Annotated in this window: 11 protein-coding genes; 6 read left to right on the top strand and 5 right to left on the bottom strand. The window is 43.3% G+C overall.

Annotation, left to right across the window (positions count from 1 at the left end; translation table 11 throughout):
• Window positions 1-2 precede the first annotated feature (2 nt).
• The 5 genes from ACBR23_RS04065 (at window position 3) to ACBR23_RS04045 (ending at window position 7020) form a co-directional block, all read left to right on the top strand.
• Entirely contained in the window at window positions 3-2324 is a 2322-nt protein-coding gene (locus tag ACBR23_RS04065) for an ATP-binding protein (RefSeq protein ID WP_371116963.1), read from the top strand.
• Window positions 2314-2766 carry a response regulator gene (locus tag ACBR23_RS04060; RefSeq protein WP_371116964.1) on the top strand — a complete coding sequence of 151 codons (453 nt, stop codon included), beginning with the start codon at window positions 2314-2316 and terminating at the stop codon, window positions 2764-2766. Before ACBR23_RS04065 ends, ACBR23_RS04060 begins: the two co-directional genes overlap by 11 nt.
• 81 nt (window positions 2767-2847) lie before the next feature.
• Window positions 2848-6048 carry a GAF domain-containing protein gene (locus tag ACBR23_RS04055; RefSeq protein ID WP_371116965.1) on the top strand — a complete coding sequence of 1067 codons (3201 nt, stop codon included), beginning with the start codon at window positions 2848-2850 and terminating at the stop codon, window positions 6046-6048.
• 38 nt (window positions 6049-6086) lie between these two features.
• The gene (locus ACBR23_RS04050) at window positions 6087-6464 is read left to right on the top strand and encodes a response regulator (RefSeq protein WP_371116966.1); all 378 of its coding nucleotides are present in this window, start codon (window positions 6087-6089) and stop codon (window positions 6462-6464) included.
• A 175-nt stretch (window positions 6465-6639) separates the two neighbouring features.
• Window positions 6640-7020, top strand: coding sequence for a response regulator (locus ACBR23_RS04045; protein WP_371116978.1), 381 nt, complete (start codon window positions 6640-6642; stop codon window positions 7018-7020).
• 943 nt (window positions 7021-7963) lie between these two features.
• Here the strand turns inward: ACBR23_RS04045 and ACBR23_RS04040 are convergent.
• From ACBR23_RS04040 to gatB, 5 genes are all read right to left on the bottom strand, one after another.
• Window positions 7964-9202: a pentapeptide repeat-containing protein gene (locus ACBR23_RS04040; protein WP_371118517.1), complete on the bottom strand. Its 1239-nt coding sequence runs from the start codon at window positions 9200-9202 to the stop codon at window positions 7964-7966.
• Window positions 9203-9313: 111 nt separating this feature from the next.
• Window positions 9314-9949 carry a Uma2 family endonuclease gene (locus tag ACBR23_RS04035; protein ID WP_371118516.1) on the bottom strand — a complete coding sequence of 212 codons (636 nt, stop codon included), beginning with the start codon at window positions 9947-9949 and terminating at the stop codon, window positions 9314-9316.
• Between the two features lie 73 nt (window positions 9950-10022).
• On the bottom strand, window positions 10023-10610 hold the full coding sequence (locus tag ACBR23_RS04030) for a Uma2 family endonuclease (RefSeq protein ID WP_371116969.1): 588 nt from the start codon (window positions 10608-10610) through the stop codon (window positions 10023-10025).
• Window positions 10611-10649: 39 nt separating this feature from the next.
• A complete protein-coding gene (locus ACBR23_RS04025; protein WP_371116970.1) occupies window positions 10650-11816 on the bottom strand; it encodes a pentapeptide repeat-containing protein in 1167 nt (388 codons plus the stop codon).
• Between the two features lie 351 nt (window positions 11817-12167).
• Window positions 12168-13652 (bottom strand): Asp-tRNA(Asn)/Glu-tRNA(Gln) amidotransferase subunit GatB, encoded by a 1485-nt coding sequence (gatB, locus tag ACBR23_RS04020; RefSeq protein WP_371116971.1) that lies wholly within the window; start codon window positions 13650-13652, stop codon window positions 12168-12170.
• 697 nt (window positions 13653-14349) lie between these two features.
• Between gatB and ACBR23_RS04015 the strand changes: the two genes are divergently transcribed.
• Window positions 14350-17595 carry a PAS domain S-box protein gene (locus ACBR23_RS04015; protein WP_371118515.1) on the top strand — a complete coding sequence of 1082 codons (3246 nt, stop codon included), beginning with the start codon at window positions 14350-14352 and terminating at the stop codon, window positions 17593-17595.
• Window positions 17596-17667: the final 72 nt, after the last annotated feature.

Below are 17667 nucleotides of genomic sequence, written 5' to 3'. Positions count from 1 at the left end.
TCATGATTCCTCTAAATTACATTTTCGATCGACCGATTACGCTGACAAATTGCGACTTAGAACCAATCCATATTCCTAATGCTATTCAACCTCATGGCATTTTGTTGGTTTTCGAGCCAGAAAATTGGCAAATTTTACAAGTCAGCGATAATACTGAATCCCTGCTCGGATATTCCCCCGATGAAATATTAAATAAAAGCCTCACCGATCTCTTTGATGCAGAATCTCAAAAAGCGATCGCCCGGTGTTTATTAAGAGATTTTGATGCGGTAAATCCTCTCACCTTAAATCTAGTCAATCCCCAAAAAGAAACCATTATTTTTTATGGAATTCTCCATCGCTCACCCGATAATCTATTGATTCTGGAACTGGAAACCACCACGGGAGATAAGGACACGGCAGTGCCGTGTCCCTACGATTTTTTTCAATTTTATCAATTAACTCGTCATACTCTCACCAAAATACAAAGTGTATCCGATCTCAGGGGTTTATCTCAATTAATTGCTGAAGAAGTGAGAAAAATTATCCAATTCGATCGCGTGATGGTTTATCGGCTCGATCGAGATGGATCGGGAGAAGTTATTGCTGAGAATAAACGCTCTGATTTAACTTCCTATTTAGGTTTGCGTTTTCCCGATAGCGATATTCCCAAATCATCAAAAGAACTCTATCGTTTGAATAAAATACGCTTAATTCCGAACATCAATTATCATCCTGCTGCTTTAATTCCCACTCATTGTCCCCTAACAAATGCTTCTCCTGATTTGAGTTTTTCTGTTTTGAGAAGTGTTTCTCCCATTCATATTGAATATTTGCAAAACATGAAAGTGGGCGCATCTCTGTCTATTTCATTATTAAAAAAAAATCAATTATGGGGCTTAATTGCTTGCCATAATAACACGCCCAAATATCTGCCCTATCAAACCAGAACTCTTTGTGAATTTATCGGACAAATCATGTCTCTTGAATTAAGTAATAAAGAAGAAAACGAGAATTTAGATGACAAAATTCGGCTAAAAAACCTGCAATCTGATTTTGTGGAAAGTATTTATCAAGCCGAGGATTTCGTCGAGGCGGTAGGACGAGATCGAGAGCGTTTGTTAAGCTTGGTTAATGCCACAGGTGCAGCCATCATTTCTGATGATTTAGTCAGGCTATTTGGGAAAACTCCTTCAGAAAATGAGATTAATCAATTAATAGATTGGGTTGTTCCTCTTCTGCAAAATAATTTTTATTATACGGACTGTCTGCCTCAAGTCTATCCCCCAGCAGTAGAGTTTAAAGACTTAGCTTGTGGTTTAATTGTTGCATCTATTACTAAGATACAACGGAATTTCATTTTATGGTTTCGTCCTGAAGTAATTCAAACTGTAGATTGGGGAGGCAATCCTGATAAGCATGAAACAATTGATGAGGAGGGAAATCACAGAATGTCCCCGCGTAAATCTTTTGAAAAGTGGCAGGAGATTGTGCAATTAAAAAGCTTACCCTGGCAAGCTAATGAAATTGATGGCATAGTTGAATTACGCAGCAGTATTGTCGGAATAATTCTGAAAAAAGCCGATGAGTTAGCCTCGATTAATGAAGATTTGCAGCGCAGTAATAATGAATTGGATGCTTTTGCTTACATTGCTTCTCACGATCTGAAAGAACCGTTAAGGGGAATTCACAATTATGCCAGTTTTTTGTTAACAGATTATCAGGATAAATTAGAGGAAGACGGGGTTAATAAATTAAATACATTAATGGACTTAACCAAGCGCATGGAAAATTTAATCAATGCTTTACTGCATTTTTCTCGCTTATCTCGTACTGACTTAAACCGGCATAACATCGAGCTAAATTTTTTAGTTAATAATGTTATTGATGTCATAAAAATAAATCAATCGGATTTTAAAATCGATCTCCAAATTCCTGAGAATCTGCGAATTATTAAAGGCGATCGCGTTTTAACCGAAGAAATTTTTGTGAACTTAATTAGTAATGCGATCAAGTATAACGATCGCCCTGAAAAACGCATAGAAATTGGGTGTATAATGGAGAAACCCGATTGGGCATTAATCGAGCATCCTTGTTTTCACCAAAACCTCCCGGTTTTTTATGTCAAAGACAATGGAATTGGCATCAAAGAAAAACATTTAGATACCATTTTTCGGATTTTTAAACGCTTGCACGCCCCAAATAAATATGGAGGTGGCACCGGGGCAGGATTAACGATTGTTAAAAAAATTGTCGAACGACATGGAGGACAAATTTGGTTAGAATCAAAATACAAGGAAGGAACGACATTTTATTTTACTATGACAGCGCCAAATGAAAAATGAGGATAAACCTATCAGTATATTAGTGATCGAAGATAGTGATGAAGATTATGAAGCCTTCCAGCGGGTTGTCAAAACGTTTCCGGGTTCATTCTCGATTTACCGCTGTGAGGATGGCGATACAGCTTTAGAATTTTTGCTTCAAGAAGAAAGTTATGCCGATCCGGAACTCGCCCCTCGTCCTAATTTAATTATCTTAGATTTAAACTTACCCGGAACCGATGGACGAGAGGTATTAGCAACCATCAGAACTAAGCAGGAATTAAGTTTAATTCCGGTTGTGGTTTTTACCACATCTTTTAATCAAAAGGATGTAAAATTTTGCTATGCCCACGGGGTGAATGGTTATCTATTAAAACCTATGGGAATATCTGCTTTAACGGATACATTACGCACTTTATTTCGATATTGGTTTGATTTTTCAGTTTTACCGATATTATCCTAAGTAGGGGGATTGCCCCTACAAGATTTCACAATTCATTTCAAAAGAGTTTATTTTTACAAGTAGAAAAGAGAAGGGGGTAATATGCAAGATAGAGACAAAACTCAAGACCAACTGATTGCTGAATTAGAACTTTTGCGGGGGGAAGTCGCGACTTTCAAGCAGACGGGGCGATCGCATCCCGAAACTCACCTACCACAGACAACACCCGCCGCGGCAAATTTGACGATTGTCTTAATAGATGATTCAGAGGTCGATCGCGCTACCTACCGACGATATTTGATGGAGGATCGCGATCGTACTTACCAGATTGTCGAATTTGATAACGGCGAAGATGCTCTCGAATGGTGTCAGCAGCAGATCCCAGATATTTTTCTACTCGATTACTTTTTACCCGATATGGACGGGTTAGAGTTGTTGCAGCAACTCCAACAACAGACTGGGCGAAATACCCTGCCCGTGATTATGTTCACAGGTCAGGGAAATATCCAAATTGCCGTTGATTTACTCAAAAGTGGTGCTCAGGATTATTTAGACAAAAGCCAGATTACGCCCCAAATCTTGCAGAAATCCATTAGCTATATCCTGCAACAAAACCAACTGATTCGAGAACGGGAATGGCAACAACAGCAACAGCAACTCCTTGGCAAAACAGCACTTTCTATCCGCGACTCCCTCAAACTAGAGGATATTCTCAACACTACGGTAAGGGAAGTCAGAAACATTCTTTTGTGCGATCGCGTGATTGTGTTTAAATTTTCTCCTGACTGGGGTGCGAAAGTTGTTGTCGAGTCGGTGGCTGATGGCTGTATGGCTATTTTACCGCTCCTGATTTACGATCCTTGTATTGGGAAAGACTATGCTGAGCCATTCAGACAAGGTTTAATTACGGCAAAATCGGATATCTATAATTCTGGAATTAGCCCCTGTCACATCGAATTTCTCGAAAGTTTACAAGTCAGGGCAAATTTAGTAGTTCCTATTACTAAAGGAGATGAATTGTGGGGGTTACTGGTTGTTCATCATTGTACAGCGCCGCGTGAATGGCAAGCTTCAGAAATAGAACTTTTGCGACAGTTGTCTGCACAAGTTAGTATTGCTATTCAACAAGCTGATTTATTTGAGCAACTACAAGCGGAATTGAGAGAGCGCCAACTAGCACAAATTGCCCTACAACAACTTAATGCTGAACTGGAACAACGGGTAATAGAACGAACAGCAGAACTAACCGAGGTAAACGATCGCCTGTTAGTTACCTTACTAGAAAAAGAACACGCCTATCAACGGCTAGAGGAACAAGCACAACTGCTAGATTTAGCCCATGATAGTATTATTACCTGGGATTTAAACTCGGTGATTACCTTTTGGAATCAGGGCGCTGAGTTTATGTATGGTTGGACAAAAGCAGAAGCATTCGGGCAAGAGTCTCATACTTTCTTTAAAACTCAGTTTCCTCAACCTTTGGCTGAGATTGAAGCACAACTGTTAGAACAAGGTTATTGGGAAGGAGAAGTAATTCATTTCACCAAGGACGATCGCGCTATTACTGTATCTAGCCGTTGGGTTGCCCAAAAAGATGATGCTGGCAGACCGATTAAGATCCTAGAAATCAACAATGATATTAGCGATCGCAAACAAGCAGAAGCAGTCTTACTACAGAAATCGAGACAGAAAAAGTTGCTCTGGAGCATTACTCAAGCGATTCGCCAATCTTTAGACCTCAATGTGATTCTGAATACTGCTGTGGCTGAAGTCAGGCAGACATTACAAACGGATCGCGCTGCTATTTACCGCTTTAATCTGGATTGGAGCGGCGATTTTGTGGTCGAGTCAGTTGGTGAAGCTTGGGTAAAACTGGTAGGAGGGTATCTGCAAAAAGTTTGTGAAGATATCTATCTGCAAGAAACTCAAGGAGGTCGTTTCCGAAATCATGAAATCTTTGCGATTGCAGATATTGGCGCTGCTGGACTTCATCCCTGTCATGTCCAACTCTTGGAACAGTTTCAAGCCAAAGCATATATGGCAGTCCCGATTTTTTCGGGAGAATTCCTCTGGGGATTGTTAATCATCTACCAAAATACTACACCTCGCAATTGGCAATCCTGGGAAGTAGAATTGCTCGAACAAATTGCCAGCCAATTGTCGATCGCCATTCAGCAATCCCAACTCTACCAACAACTTCAGGTCGAACTCCAAGAACGTCAGCAAGCCGAAGCCACGATCCGAGAAGCCGAACGACGCTGGCGATCGCTCTTGGATAACGTGCAGTTGATTGTTGTCGGACTTGATATAGGGGGAAATGTCAATTACGTTAATCCTTTCTTCTTAAAAATTACGGGATATACAAACCTAGAAGTTTTGGGCGAAAATTGGTTTGAAAACTTCTTACCTCCTGCTAGTCAAGAATCAGTTAAAACCGTTTTCTCGGAAGTCTTGACCCACAATGCTCATCCCTATTATCGGAATTCGATCTTGACTAAATCCGGTGAAGAAAGATTCATTGCTTGGAACAGTACAACGCTGCAAGATGCCGAGTCAAATATCATTGGCAATATCAGCATTGGTGAAGATATTACCGAACGCAAAAAAGTTGATGAGATTAAAGATGAATTTATTGGGATTGTCAGCCATGAACTTCGGACTCCTTTGACAGCAATTCAAATGTCACTGGGACTAATACAAACTGGGATTTACGATAAAAAGCCCGAAAAATCCCGACGGATGATTGAAATTGCCCTACTCGATACTCATCGTTTGGTGAACCTGGTTAATGATATTTTAGATTTGGAGCGCATAGACTCCGGGCGGGCGGTTTTGGAGAAAACTGTTTGCAAAGCAGCAGATTTGATGCAGCAAGCAATTGAGCGGATACAGGCGATCGCGACTCAAGAGCAGATCACCCTAACTTTTACCCCCACCGATGTAGAAGTCTGGGCCGCCCCAGATACTATTATCCAAACCTTGACAAATTTGCTCGGTAATGCTATTAAATTCTCGCCCGCCCAGTCCACAATCCACCTCAGCGCCGAAATCCAGACAGACTTTGTGCTATTCCAAGTCTGCGATCGGGGGCGCGGCATTCCTGCGGATCAGCTAGAACTGATTTTTGGCCGATTTCAGCAAGTTGATGCCTCCGATTCCCGTGAAAAAGGAGGAACTGGGTTAGGGTTGTCAATTTGTCAGAGTATTATTGAGCGACATGGCGGAAAAATCTGGGCTGAAAGTAGCTTAGGTGAAGGCAGCACTTTTTTCTTTACCCTACCTTTGCCTACCATTGAATTTTAGGGTTAATCCCAAATCTCAAATCTCAAATCCCAAATCGCATGATAGACAGACGAATTCTAGTTGTTGATGATGATGAACACCTCCGGGAACTGGTGCAGGCGTGCCTAGAAGATTTAGGAGGATGGGAAACGCTGGTGGCCCGATCGGGAGAGCAATGTTTGGAAATACTCAAAACAGAACGACCTAGTGCTATTTTGTTGGATGTATCTATGCCTGGGATGGATGGGATTGCCGTGTACGATCGCCTCCAGTCCAATCCGATGACGCGATCGATTCCAGTGATTCTGCTGACAGCGAAAGTGTTGCCGAGCGATCGGGCTAAATTTGCCAAGATGGGCGTTACCGGGGTAATTCCCAAACCGATCCAACCCGCCACCCTGACAGCAGAAGTCGCAGACATTTTGGGATGGGATTAATTACTTTAACAATCTTTGTGAAATTTTGTAACAAATACTGAATCTTTACCAATTCCTTACCGTTGCTATCTAGCCTCTTGTTATGCAGCTAAAAGCTCCTTGCATAGTAGGAGCAGACTAAATGAATGCTTTGGAAGTGGTTAATTGTGATGGGACTCTCCTGCGCGAAAACAAGATGATAGGCAAGCAAATTCTGATCGTTGATGATGATGAACACCTCCGGGAACTGGTACAGTTGTGCCTGGAAGACCTCGCGGGATGGAACACCCTGGTGGCCGAATCAGGACAAGAATGTTTACAAATCCTACAAACAGAACGACCTAATGCTATTTTGCTGGATTTATCAATGCCGGGAATGGATGGGTTTGCCGTGTACGATCGCCTCCAGTCCAATCCGATGACGCGATCAATTCCGGTGATTCTGCTGACAGCGAAAGTCTTGCCGAGCGATATGGCCAAATTTGCCAAGATGGGCGTTACCGGGGTAATTCCCAAACCATTCTCAGTCATCACCCTGAAAGAAGAAGTGGCAAAGATTTTGGGATGGGAAGAATAACTTTAATAATCTTTGTGAAATTTGGTAAAGATCGCTGAATCTTTACCAATTCCTGACAACTGATATCAATTCCGGTTGCACCGGAATAACAGAGGAGACGGCAGTGCCGTGTCCCTACAATGTTATTTTGGGCAGGGACACGGCACTGCCCATTGGTGCCAACTTAAGGTCAAATCCAGTCAGAGACTGTTGTTTGACTATTAAACTTAGATCCCCCCTAGCAAAGAGAACCCACCCCCAGCCCCTCCGAGGAGGGGAGCAAGAAGGGGGGGACAGGAGTCTTCTCAAAGTCCCCCTTCCCCCATCCCCCCTTGGGGGGGGGCAGGGGGGGGTGGGGGGGCTAGGGGGGGGTGGGGATTTAGGGGGATCTGGACTCGGATATAAACGAGATTTCTCAAGGGTTTCAGGCCTAAGTTGACACTAATGGGCACTGCCGTCTCCTAATTTTGGTTACTAATAATTCCGATGCAAACGGAAATGATATTAGTTGGTTCCAAAAATCTTCTGACTATTCTTACGAAAAATTTAGATTTGAATCAATTTCTTAAAAACCTTGTATTCTTTACCAAATCTTTATTTCTTACCTCTAGATTCATAGAAGTGGTGCTTCAACCCTGGTTACAGCACTTGGCAACAAGAGAGAAATACACTTTTTTTAAAATAGAGGTTTTTATGACAGGCTGTCCCTGCTGCTCGAATCAAATGCTCCGCCACGTTCGCCAGAGTCAAGTCTACTGGTTTTGTCGTCAGTGTTGGCAAGAAATGCCTGTTTACAATCTTAACAGCTACGGTTCAGTGCGATCTAGAAATTTAGTTACAAGCCTAGGGATTAAGAGACAACAGTTTTCAATAGGGGTAGTTTAACGGTTCAATTCCATCGCACAGGCCCGACGCCCGTGCCACAAGGGAGACGGATGGATGAAAGCTCGATCGCACTTAGCGACTAAACTTCCTCAAAAATTGCTCCCCGCTGCTGTAAATTCACTTTCATTTCCTCCGCAAGTCCTGAGTTATTCCCGAATCTGGCTGACTCGACATTCGCACCGCCCAGATTTGCATTTGTGAGGTTGACTTCTACCAAATTTGCATTGCACAAATTCGCACCGCTAAGATTAGCTAAAGCGAGACTTGCTTTGTACAAATCTGCACCTTTCAAATCTGCATTTCCGAAGAAAGCGCCACTCAAATCTGCACCGCTGAATTTGGCATTTTGCAGGTTGGCGTCGCTGAAATCGGCATCGCTTAAGTCTGCACCACGGAAATTTGCCCGATCGAGATTTGCACTACTAAAATCAACGGCACTCAACGTAGTTCCGCGTAGGTTAGCGCCCGCGAAATCCTGTGCTGGATTGAGATTGGCGATTTTTGCCAACTCTGCAAAATCTTCGGTTTTGGCGGAGATAATGCGATCGACCATTTTCTGCAATTCGGCTGATGACTGAGAGAAGAATGCCTCCTCGCCTTTTTCAACCGCCGATGAATCGCAGCACAATAGCGCCCAACTGAGAGCAGGTTGGAGTTGATTTGCGTGCAGATATACTGTCAGTATTCTTTCTAAAACCGAATGTTGATTTGGGGTGATGTCGTGCGGCCACAAACCCTCAGCATCTGTGATATGAACATCTTCTTTTGTCACTTCAAATGTAGCATCAATACGGTAGTTAGTGGCTGTAATTTCTCCCAATTTAGCACTGGTTAGCAAGCCTTTTAAGACTGGCTTTCCTCGTTCTAACTCAAAAACCCAAGCTGGACTTGTATCGTCGCCTATTGTTGAAACGTGACAGGAAGTGCCGTCAGTTTCGTCTATTTGTTGTGCGATTTTATTGGGGTTCGGGTCGTCGCTAATTTCCGGCCGATTTTCGGTCACTAAAATTTCTATACTGTTTTGAATTGGCTGAGTTTCTGCGGGTTCTAGGTTTAAATCGCCGACTAATTGACGCGATGCTAGGGGAATTTCGCAGTTTTTCAAATTTAGCTTGAGCGTACCTCCTTGCAGTCCAAATTTGACTCGCCCGCCTAGCAGCGGTTGCCAATGTTCGTTAAAATTGATGCTCAAGTAAAGATTGAGGTGCTGGAACTCGGTTGCACTCTTCTGAATCGGAACTGCTTCTAATTGCATCCACAAGCAGTCTGGGTATTTGTTGTGATGTAGCGATCGCATATCGGGTAGAATTGCTGGCACTACCAGCCTGTAGTTTAGATTTAAATTAGTTTATAATCTCTAATTTATCACAACACAGCCTTTTTTTGTCTGTTTAAGTTGTAAATTTTTTTAAATTTTATCTGCGATTCCTTAGTTTTGCTGAATTTGGCTTTTTACCCAAGTCCGAAATGCTTTGACTAATTCCAAATAATCCATTGTTTCCGCCAGTTCCAGAAATCTGACAATCTCTAAAACAGCCACACTGGGAAATGCTAAACTGATCTCGCACTCAACATACCTTTGATTTTCCAATCTGTTGATTTTGAGCCGCGATCCATTATAAATCCAAACTTCCGGTACTCCCAAATCGGCATAAACCTGCAAGCTATTTTCCGAACTACTGGTAATATCAATTTCTACCACTAAATCAGGTGGCGGATCTTGACTCATATCGAGTCTTTTTTTGCCTTTAATTGCACTAATATTCTGGATATAAAAACATTCATCAGGTTCTGCACCGCTAAGTTCAGGACGTTTAAATGTGGTAGAACCAAGAGGCTCAATTTTCACATCTAATTCTTCCGCTAGAGTCTCGACAAATCGACCCATTATTGTTTTGAAACGTTCGTGTTCTGGGGATGGTACCATAATTTCAAGATTGCCGCGATTATATGTCAGTCGAATTTGCCGATCGCCAATTTCGGCAAGCAAAGTTTCGTAGGTTTGCCAACTAATCCCCGATAGCTGGACGATTTGTTCTTGCCGAGCGAGAGTTTGAGCAGTCATATAATTTTAGATTTTAGATTTTAGATTTTAGATTGAAGAGAACGACCTCACGAATGAAATCGAGCCAGCATCTTCACTCACGAGTCTGCACTGGAAATACCGAAGACAAATCGAGAGACAAATCTGGGAAACCCGGAATTACCACAACCTCATTCGGCAAAACCACTCGTTTGACTCGATAATCGAAACCACCTCTTTGTTTTTGATAAGGTTCGGTGTGCATTTCCAGTTGAATATCTACCAAATTAAATATCCAATAATCAGAAATTCCCGATTCAGCATAGAGAGATAATTTGGTTTTCCTGTCGTATTTCAAGGTAGAATCAGAAACCTCAATTACCAACAAAATATCAGCAGGCTCCGGGTGAGAAGATAAATAATCATCAGAGCGATTGCGGGCGATCGCAACATCAGGCTCTGGTTCGCTATCAGCAGACAAAATAATCGGCTCTTGACCCCGCACGATCGCTCTTTTTCTCAACATTAGGCACAACTCTCCTAACAGCAGCGAATTACAAACAGAGTGAAACGTACTTTTAGCAGCCTTGATGATAATTTCTCCACGAATCAATTCAACTCGCTCATCAGGGGCGAAAAATCCCAGTTCTCCCAAACGGTGATATTCGGCGATCGAGAATCGTTTTGCAGTTACGGCATTCATAGCTCTTCTGACCCTCTACAATTACCAATACTATCTATTCTACTCAAAAATTCCGCCCCGCTCCATCAACTCAACCTTCACCCCCTCAGAAATACCCAAACAACCAGCAAACTTGGCATTTTTTACCACAATATTTTTCAAATCCGCACGGCTCAAATCAGCACCATTCAAAGTTGCACCGCTCAAATTAACACCGCTCATATCAGAATTTCGGAAATCAGCACCCTGCAAGTTGGCACCAGCCAAATTCGCATTGGGTAAATAAGCACTGCTCAAATTTGCGTTAGTTAAATTGGCATTTTCTAAATTCGCCCGTGGCAACTTTGTCCGCAAATCAGCACCGCTTAAATCAGCATCATTGAGTTCGCTATCACGCAAATTAGCATTGCATAAAGTAGCATTAATTAACAGAGCACCGCTCAGCAAAGCACCGCTGAGATCTGCTAGGGTAAAATCAACACCGCTGAGGTTTGCATTCCGCAAATTTGCTCCGGCAAAATCAGCATATTGCAAATCAAAATTGCTTAAATCTGCTCCGGCAAAATCTTCCACCGGATTCAAACCAACCATTTCTGCAAGTTGTACAAAATCGTTATTTTGCTGACTTAAAAACATTTGTCGCACGATCGCCAATTGTTGCTGTCGGTAGTAGTTAGCTTGCTCGTAATTTGCTAAATACTTGTAAGCTAGCTTCAAATTCTTGAGGGCGTGGCGTTCAATGCGATCGTCTGCGATCGCGCGGGCGAGCTCCAACTGCTGATGATAGCACTCGATCGCACCAGGCAAATCTCCTTTGGCATCGAAAGCTAAGGCCAAATTACCCAAAGCTTCTTCTTCCCCGCGATTGTCTCCCGTTTCGCGGGCGATCGCCAAACGCTGCTGCTGGTATTCAATCGCACCGTCAAAGTTCGACTGAGCACAGCAAGCATTGCCCAAATTGCCCAAAGCATTCGCCTCACCGCGGCGATCGCCAATTTCCCGCGCTAACACCAAATGCTGTTGATAGCAGTCGATCGCACGCGCCAAATCTCCCAGGGCTTCATAGGCAACTCCCATATTTCCCAGCGCCGCACCCGATCGACGTTTGTCATCCATTTCCCGATACAGCCTCAGCGCCTGTCCCCAAGACTCCAGTGCTGCTTCAAATTCTCGTGCCTGATATTGGGAAATTCCCTGTTTGATTAGGTCATTAGCTTGTGGGCTCATAATTATAAAAATTAGTGAAATTTTAACTAAAGTCGATATTAGTCCCTAATTGGTCATCAGTAATCGGTAATTAGTCATGGGTAGGCTACTTTCCTGTAGTCCCTTTCCCCCATCCCTGTCGCTGCAAAAAAAAGCCAAAAGAGAAAAATGCCAAAAAAATAGAGAGTCGCCTAAGCGACTCTCCTTGCCATCAGGGTGCATCTACATAACATAATATATCATGTCTGCAATGAGGGGTCAACCCCCTTTTTGAAAAAATCAAAATATTTATCAGCCCCGGCGGTTACAAACCGCGGCTACACAAACAAAACCCGCCTGCGCGGGTTGAAGAATTATTTGGGACTAAGTGCTTTAGCCGTTGAGCTTGTTGGCTAGCAACTCATTGGTCAATTTGGGATCTGCCCTACCACCAGTCTCCTTCATCACCTTGCCGACAAAAAAGCCCAACAGCTTAGTTTTGCCCGCCCGGTACTGTTCGAGCTCCTTGGGATTGGCTGCCAAAACTGCATCGATCGCCCGATCGATCGCACCAGTATCGGAAATTTGGATCAAACCCTTGCTCTCAACCAACTGTTGTGCAGAACCGCCCTTGGCTAGCAACTCCGGTAAAATATCCTTAGCGATTTTGCCACTGATCGTGCCAGCCTCAATTAGCTTCAGCAGTTCGGCCAAATTATCTGGTTTGAAAGGAATTTGGGCGATCGCCAGTTGTTCGTTTTTGAGATAAGCAGTGATATCGCCCATCACCCAATTGGCAGCTTGCTTAGGCGCAGCACCAGCGGCGATCGTTTGCTCAAAATACTCCGCCACCGCTTTGTCATCCGTCAACACCCGTGCGTCATAGGCAGAAAGAGCAAGTTCAGTTTCATAGCGATCGCGCTTTTCGGCCGGCAATTCTGGCAATTGAGCTTGCCAATCTGCCAACTGAGCCCTCGAAACCTCGATCGGAGGTAAATCCGGTTCCGGGAAATAGCGGTAATCGCTTGCCCCTTCCTTCATCCGCATACTAAAAGTACACTGTTTGTTTTCATCCCAAAGTCGCGTTTCTTGGAATATGGTTTCGCCGTTTTCCAAAGCTTCAATTTGCCGCTCGATCTCATAATCGATCGCCCGTTCGATCGCATTAAAAGAGTTCATATTTTTAATTTCCACTTTCGTGCCGAACTCTTTCCTACCCACCGGGCGCACCGAAATATTCACATCGCAGCGCAGGGAACCTTCCTGCATATTCCCGTCGCCCACACCAATATAGCGAACGATCCGGCGCAATTCTTGACCGTATTCCGCTGCTTCTGCGCCCGATCGCAAATCTGGTTCCGAGACAATTTCAATCAAAGGCACACCAGCGCGGTTGTAATCTACCATAGAATAAGTAGAACCGCTGAGTCGATCGCTGCCGCCGTGCACCAATTTTCCCGCATCTTCCTCCATGTGCAAGCGAGTGATCCCGATTTTTTTGCGAGTCGAATTGCCTGCTTCATCAACCAATTCAATTTCGAGCCAACCCTTAGTGGCGATCGGCAAATCAAACTGAGAAATTTGATAATTTTTCGGCAAATCCGGGTAGAAGTATTGCTTGCGATCGAACTTACTGTAAGGTGCGATTTCACAGTGCAGAGCCAGCCCTGCTTTCACCGCATACTCCAGCACTTTCTCATTTAAGACAGGCAACACTCCGGGCATTCCCATACAAATTGGGTCAATATTAGTGTTGGGAACACCACCAAATTCTGTGGAAGAACTCGAAAAAATTTTAGTCTTCGTACTCAATTGGCAGTGAGTTTCCAAACCAATAACGGCTTCGTACTCAGTTTTAACTTTTGCAGCAACAGTCATAAAAAAGTTCGGTAAGTGAGAAAAAGTGCGAGTTGTGAGAGCGAAGGAGGGAAACGACGCGGGTGGTTTTAACCACAGTAAATCTTTTTTTTCTATTACCACCTGGGGATTGTTTAGCGTGATGTACTTTTTCGATCGGCTTTCAATGGGAAAATTACCATCTCAAGCTACGCAATCCTGTAAGCATAATAGTTTGCTGCTATACAAATCCTAGACTTGTCTAGACATTTGCTTCTTACTTCAACGGGAGCATGGGAGCGGTTATCCCTTCGTAAGCTTTCACGATTTAGCCAACCGCGATCAATTAATTGCTCTTTCCATCCCCCCACGGGGTAATGCGCGCCATAGCTTAATTCAGTTTAAACTTTATTTTAGCTTTTGATTAACCAAAGCGATTGACCAGAGCTCAAGCACAACTCGCGCCCACAACTTTTCGATCGCCCCCAACTCCCTCACCACTTTCTGTAAAGATATGTTAAGATTTTTCAGATTCAGCCAGTGGTAAGGCATTGGTAGGGGAAGTTCAGCGTCGATCCACCGCAATTGCCAACCACTAGGCAAGTCTACCCTGTCGCCAGTGCCTGGTTAAGGGGCTCAATTAATGATTAAAAATGTAAAATTTAAGAGTAAGTTTAAATTTATTATTTTAATCATTAATTGATGACCAGAAATCAACACTTTTCTAAACATCAAAAATATGCCTGAAATTCCAGTTGGAAGTGCCACCCTGTTTCCCAACAGCATCACTGAGCTAGAGCAGGCGGAATCAGCCCTAGAAATAGCTTGGGAAGAACTAGAAGCAGAAACAGCAAAAACTATCGATCTAATAGGGCAAATCAGTCCCGAACATTCACAGAGAATAGGCGAGCGACTTGCCACAGTCAAGCAACTGGGCCAGCAGTTAAAAACCAAAATGAAACAAGCCACTTCGCGACTAGAGTTTCATCTGGACAACTCACAGATGGCAGTTTTAGAATGGGATTGCCAATTTCGGATCGTTCAGTGGTCAGCCGGGGCAGAACGCATATTTGGCTGGAAAACCGCAGAAGTAATCGGCAAACAATTTGAGGAATTATCAATAGTCTATGAAGCGGATTTAGAGCTAGTCAACTTAGTCACAAATAACCTCTTAGAGGGTCGCGAACCCCGCAATAGTTGCCACAACCGCAACTACACTAAAGATGGAGCGGTAATTCACTGTGAATGGAACAATTCAGCACAGACAGATGCAGAAGGAAAAGTCGTTTCCATTATCTCCTTTGCCCTAGATGTCACTGAACGGCAACGCACTCAAGAAGAACTGCGCAGGCGGGAAGAAGCTTTCAGTGCCATCGCCGAAAATGCCACCGATACCATCGCGCGGTTCGATCAAGAATTGCGCCACCTTTACGTCAACAAAGAAGTCCAACGAGCCACCGGAAAACCAGCTTCAGAATTTATCGGCAAAAGTAACCAAGAATTAGGAATGTCCCCCCAACTTTGCCATCTGTGGGACCAAGCTTGTCTGAAAGTTTTCCGCACCGGTCAACCAGAAACCATAGAATTTGACTTTCCTACTCCCGCAGGCAAAAAATATTATCAATGTCGAGTAATTCCCGAATTTACTCAAAATAATACCGTAGAAACAGTGCTAGGTATCGCCCGCGACATCACAGAACTCAAACAAGTAGAAGCCCAGTTGCGACAAAGTGAAGCTAAATTTAGGCACGTTGTTGAATCTAACATGATCGGCATCTTTTTTTGGGATATACACGGTGAAATTACAGATGCAAACGATGCTTTCTTAAATATGATTGGATACCCGCGAGAAGACCTGCAAAGCAGAAAATTGAACTGGCAAAAAATTACACCACCAGAATATCGCACCCAAGACGAAGCAAAAGTAGCAGAACTAAAAGTCACCAGCAAAGCTACTCCCTTTGAAAAAGAATACATCCGAGGAGACGGCAGTCGCGTTCATGTCCTGCTGGGGGCGGCATTTTCCGAAGATTCTCAGCAGTTTGGTGTCAGTTTTGTGCTGGACTTAACTCAGCGAAAACAGGCAGAAGCCGAACTGAAAAAACATCAAGAACTTTTGGAAAGTATCCTAAAAACTATTCCCAATTACCTTTACATTTATGATGTATTAGAAAAGAAAAATATTTATGCAAATCAAGCAGCATTATCTATATTTGGCTACTCTTCAGAAGAGTTGCAAAAAATGGGTAATGCAGCCCTATCCACCTTAATTCATCCTGACGATATGTCAAAATTAATAGCTGGTATTGAGCGGCTAGCAAACAGCACAAACATTCACGAAACAGATGATATAGACTACAGAATCCAACATAAAAATGGGGAATGGCGTTGGGTACACGATCGGTCTACAATCTTTAAAAGAACCCCAGACGGACAAATTAAGCAAGTTATCGGCTCTGTACTCGATATCAGCGATCGCAAACAAGCCGAAGCATCATTAAAACAACAAAAAGAACTGCTGCAAACTATCTTCGACAACGTACCAGTCATGCTCGCATTCTTGGGCGACAGTGGTGAAATAGAGTGGGTAAACCGATACTGGGAACAAGTGCTCGGCTGGAGTTGTGAAGCAATGAAAGGCCGCGATATCTTTGCCGAATTTTATCCCGAACCAGAATACCGCCAATACGTTTTGGATGAAATCCAAGCAGCCAATAAGAAGTGGGGCGACTTTAAAACTAGAGTTAGAGATGGGCGAATTATTGACACTTCATGGGCAAATATTCGTCTTTCCGACGGGAGATGTATCGGCATTGGTCAAGATATCACCGAACGCAAACGAGCGGAAGCTGAACTCCAAGAACTTAACGAAACTTTAGAAGCTCAAGTCGCCCAGCGTACCGCTGAACTAGAGACTTTTTTTGATGCTTTGCCCGATCGCATTTTTGTTGTAGAACGCGAAAATATGCGTCAGCCTTTTGTTAACCAATCTCTGGCAAAAATGGCGGGCTTTCAAAGTACAAGAGAGATGCAAGGAAAAACTGTTTTTGAATGTTTTCCACCAGAGCTATCCGAAAAGTTTTATGGAGAAAATATGCAAGTATTTGAATCTGGTGAAACTTTACATTTACAGGAAGAATTGAACTTGGAAGGGCGGACTCATTACTATGATACCTTGAAAATTCCCCTCAAAAATCCCGGAGGCGAAATTTATGCTTTAATTGGGACTTCTCGCGATATAACTGAGTTGGTTGAAACCAAAAAAGCTCTCTCAGAACGCACAGAGCAATTAGAATTTGCCAATCAAGAACTAGAATCTTTCTCTTACTCTGTTTCCCACGACTTGCGCGCTCCTTTGCGACACATTTCAGGTTTTGTCAACGCCTTGAAACAGCGACTACAATCAATGGAGGTTCTGGGCGATCGTAAAATAGTTCATTATCTGCAAGTAATTGATGACAGTAGCCAAAAAATGAGTCTGTTGATTGACGGTTTGCTAGCACTTTCGCGGGTGGGGCGCACCGAGTTAATCCAAATTCCGATCGACCTCACCGAGTTGGTACAAACTGCGATTAAATTGGCTCAACCCAGAACAGTCACAGATTTGACGCAAACTCCCCAAACCGTTGAATTTGAAATCGGAGATTTACCTGTGGTGACGGGAGATCCTACCTTACTCCAACAGGTGTTCAGCAACTTGATTAGCAATGCAGTCAAGTTTAGTCGCGGACGCAATCCAGCTACCATAGTTATTGATGCTTTACCAGATGGAACGATTTTTGTCAAGGATAATGGTGTCGGTTTTGAGATGGAATATGCCGATCAACTATTTGCAGCCTTTGGGAGATTGCACTCCCAGAGAGAATTTGAAGGCACAGGCATCGGTTTAGCGATCGCCTGGCGGATTATTCATCGCCACGGCGGTACAATTTGGGCCGAAAGCACACCCGATGCAGGAGCAACATTTTACTTTAAACTCAATTAAACAGTCTCAACCTTTTTTCCGGTCTAGGACGAGCTTATTTCATTTGTAAACAATATTTTTTAAAGCCGTACC

The sequence above is a fragment of the Microcoleus sp. genome, from assembly GCF_041354475.1.
Lineage (GTDB): Bacteria > Cyanobacteriota > Cyanobacteriia > Cyanobacteriales > Microcoleaceae > Microcoleus.
This window is presented reverse-complemented; position numbering and strand designations above follow the sequence as displayed.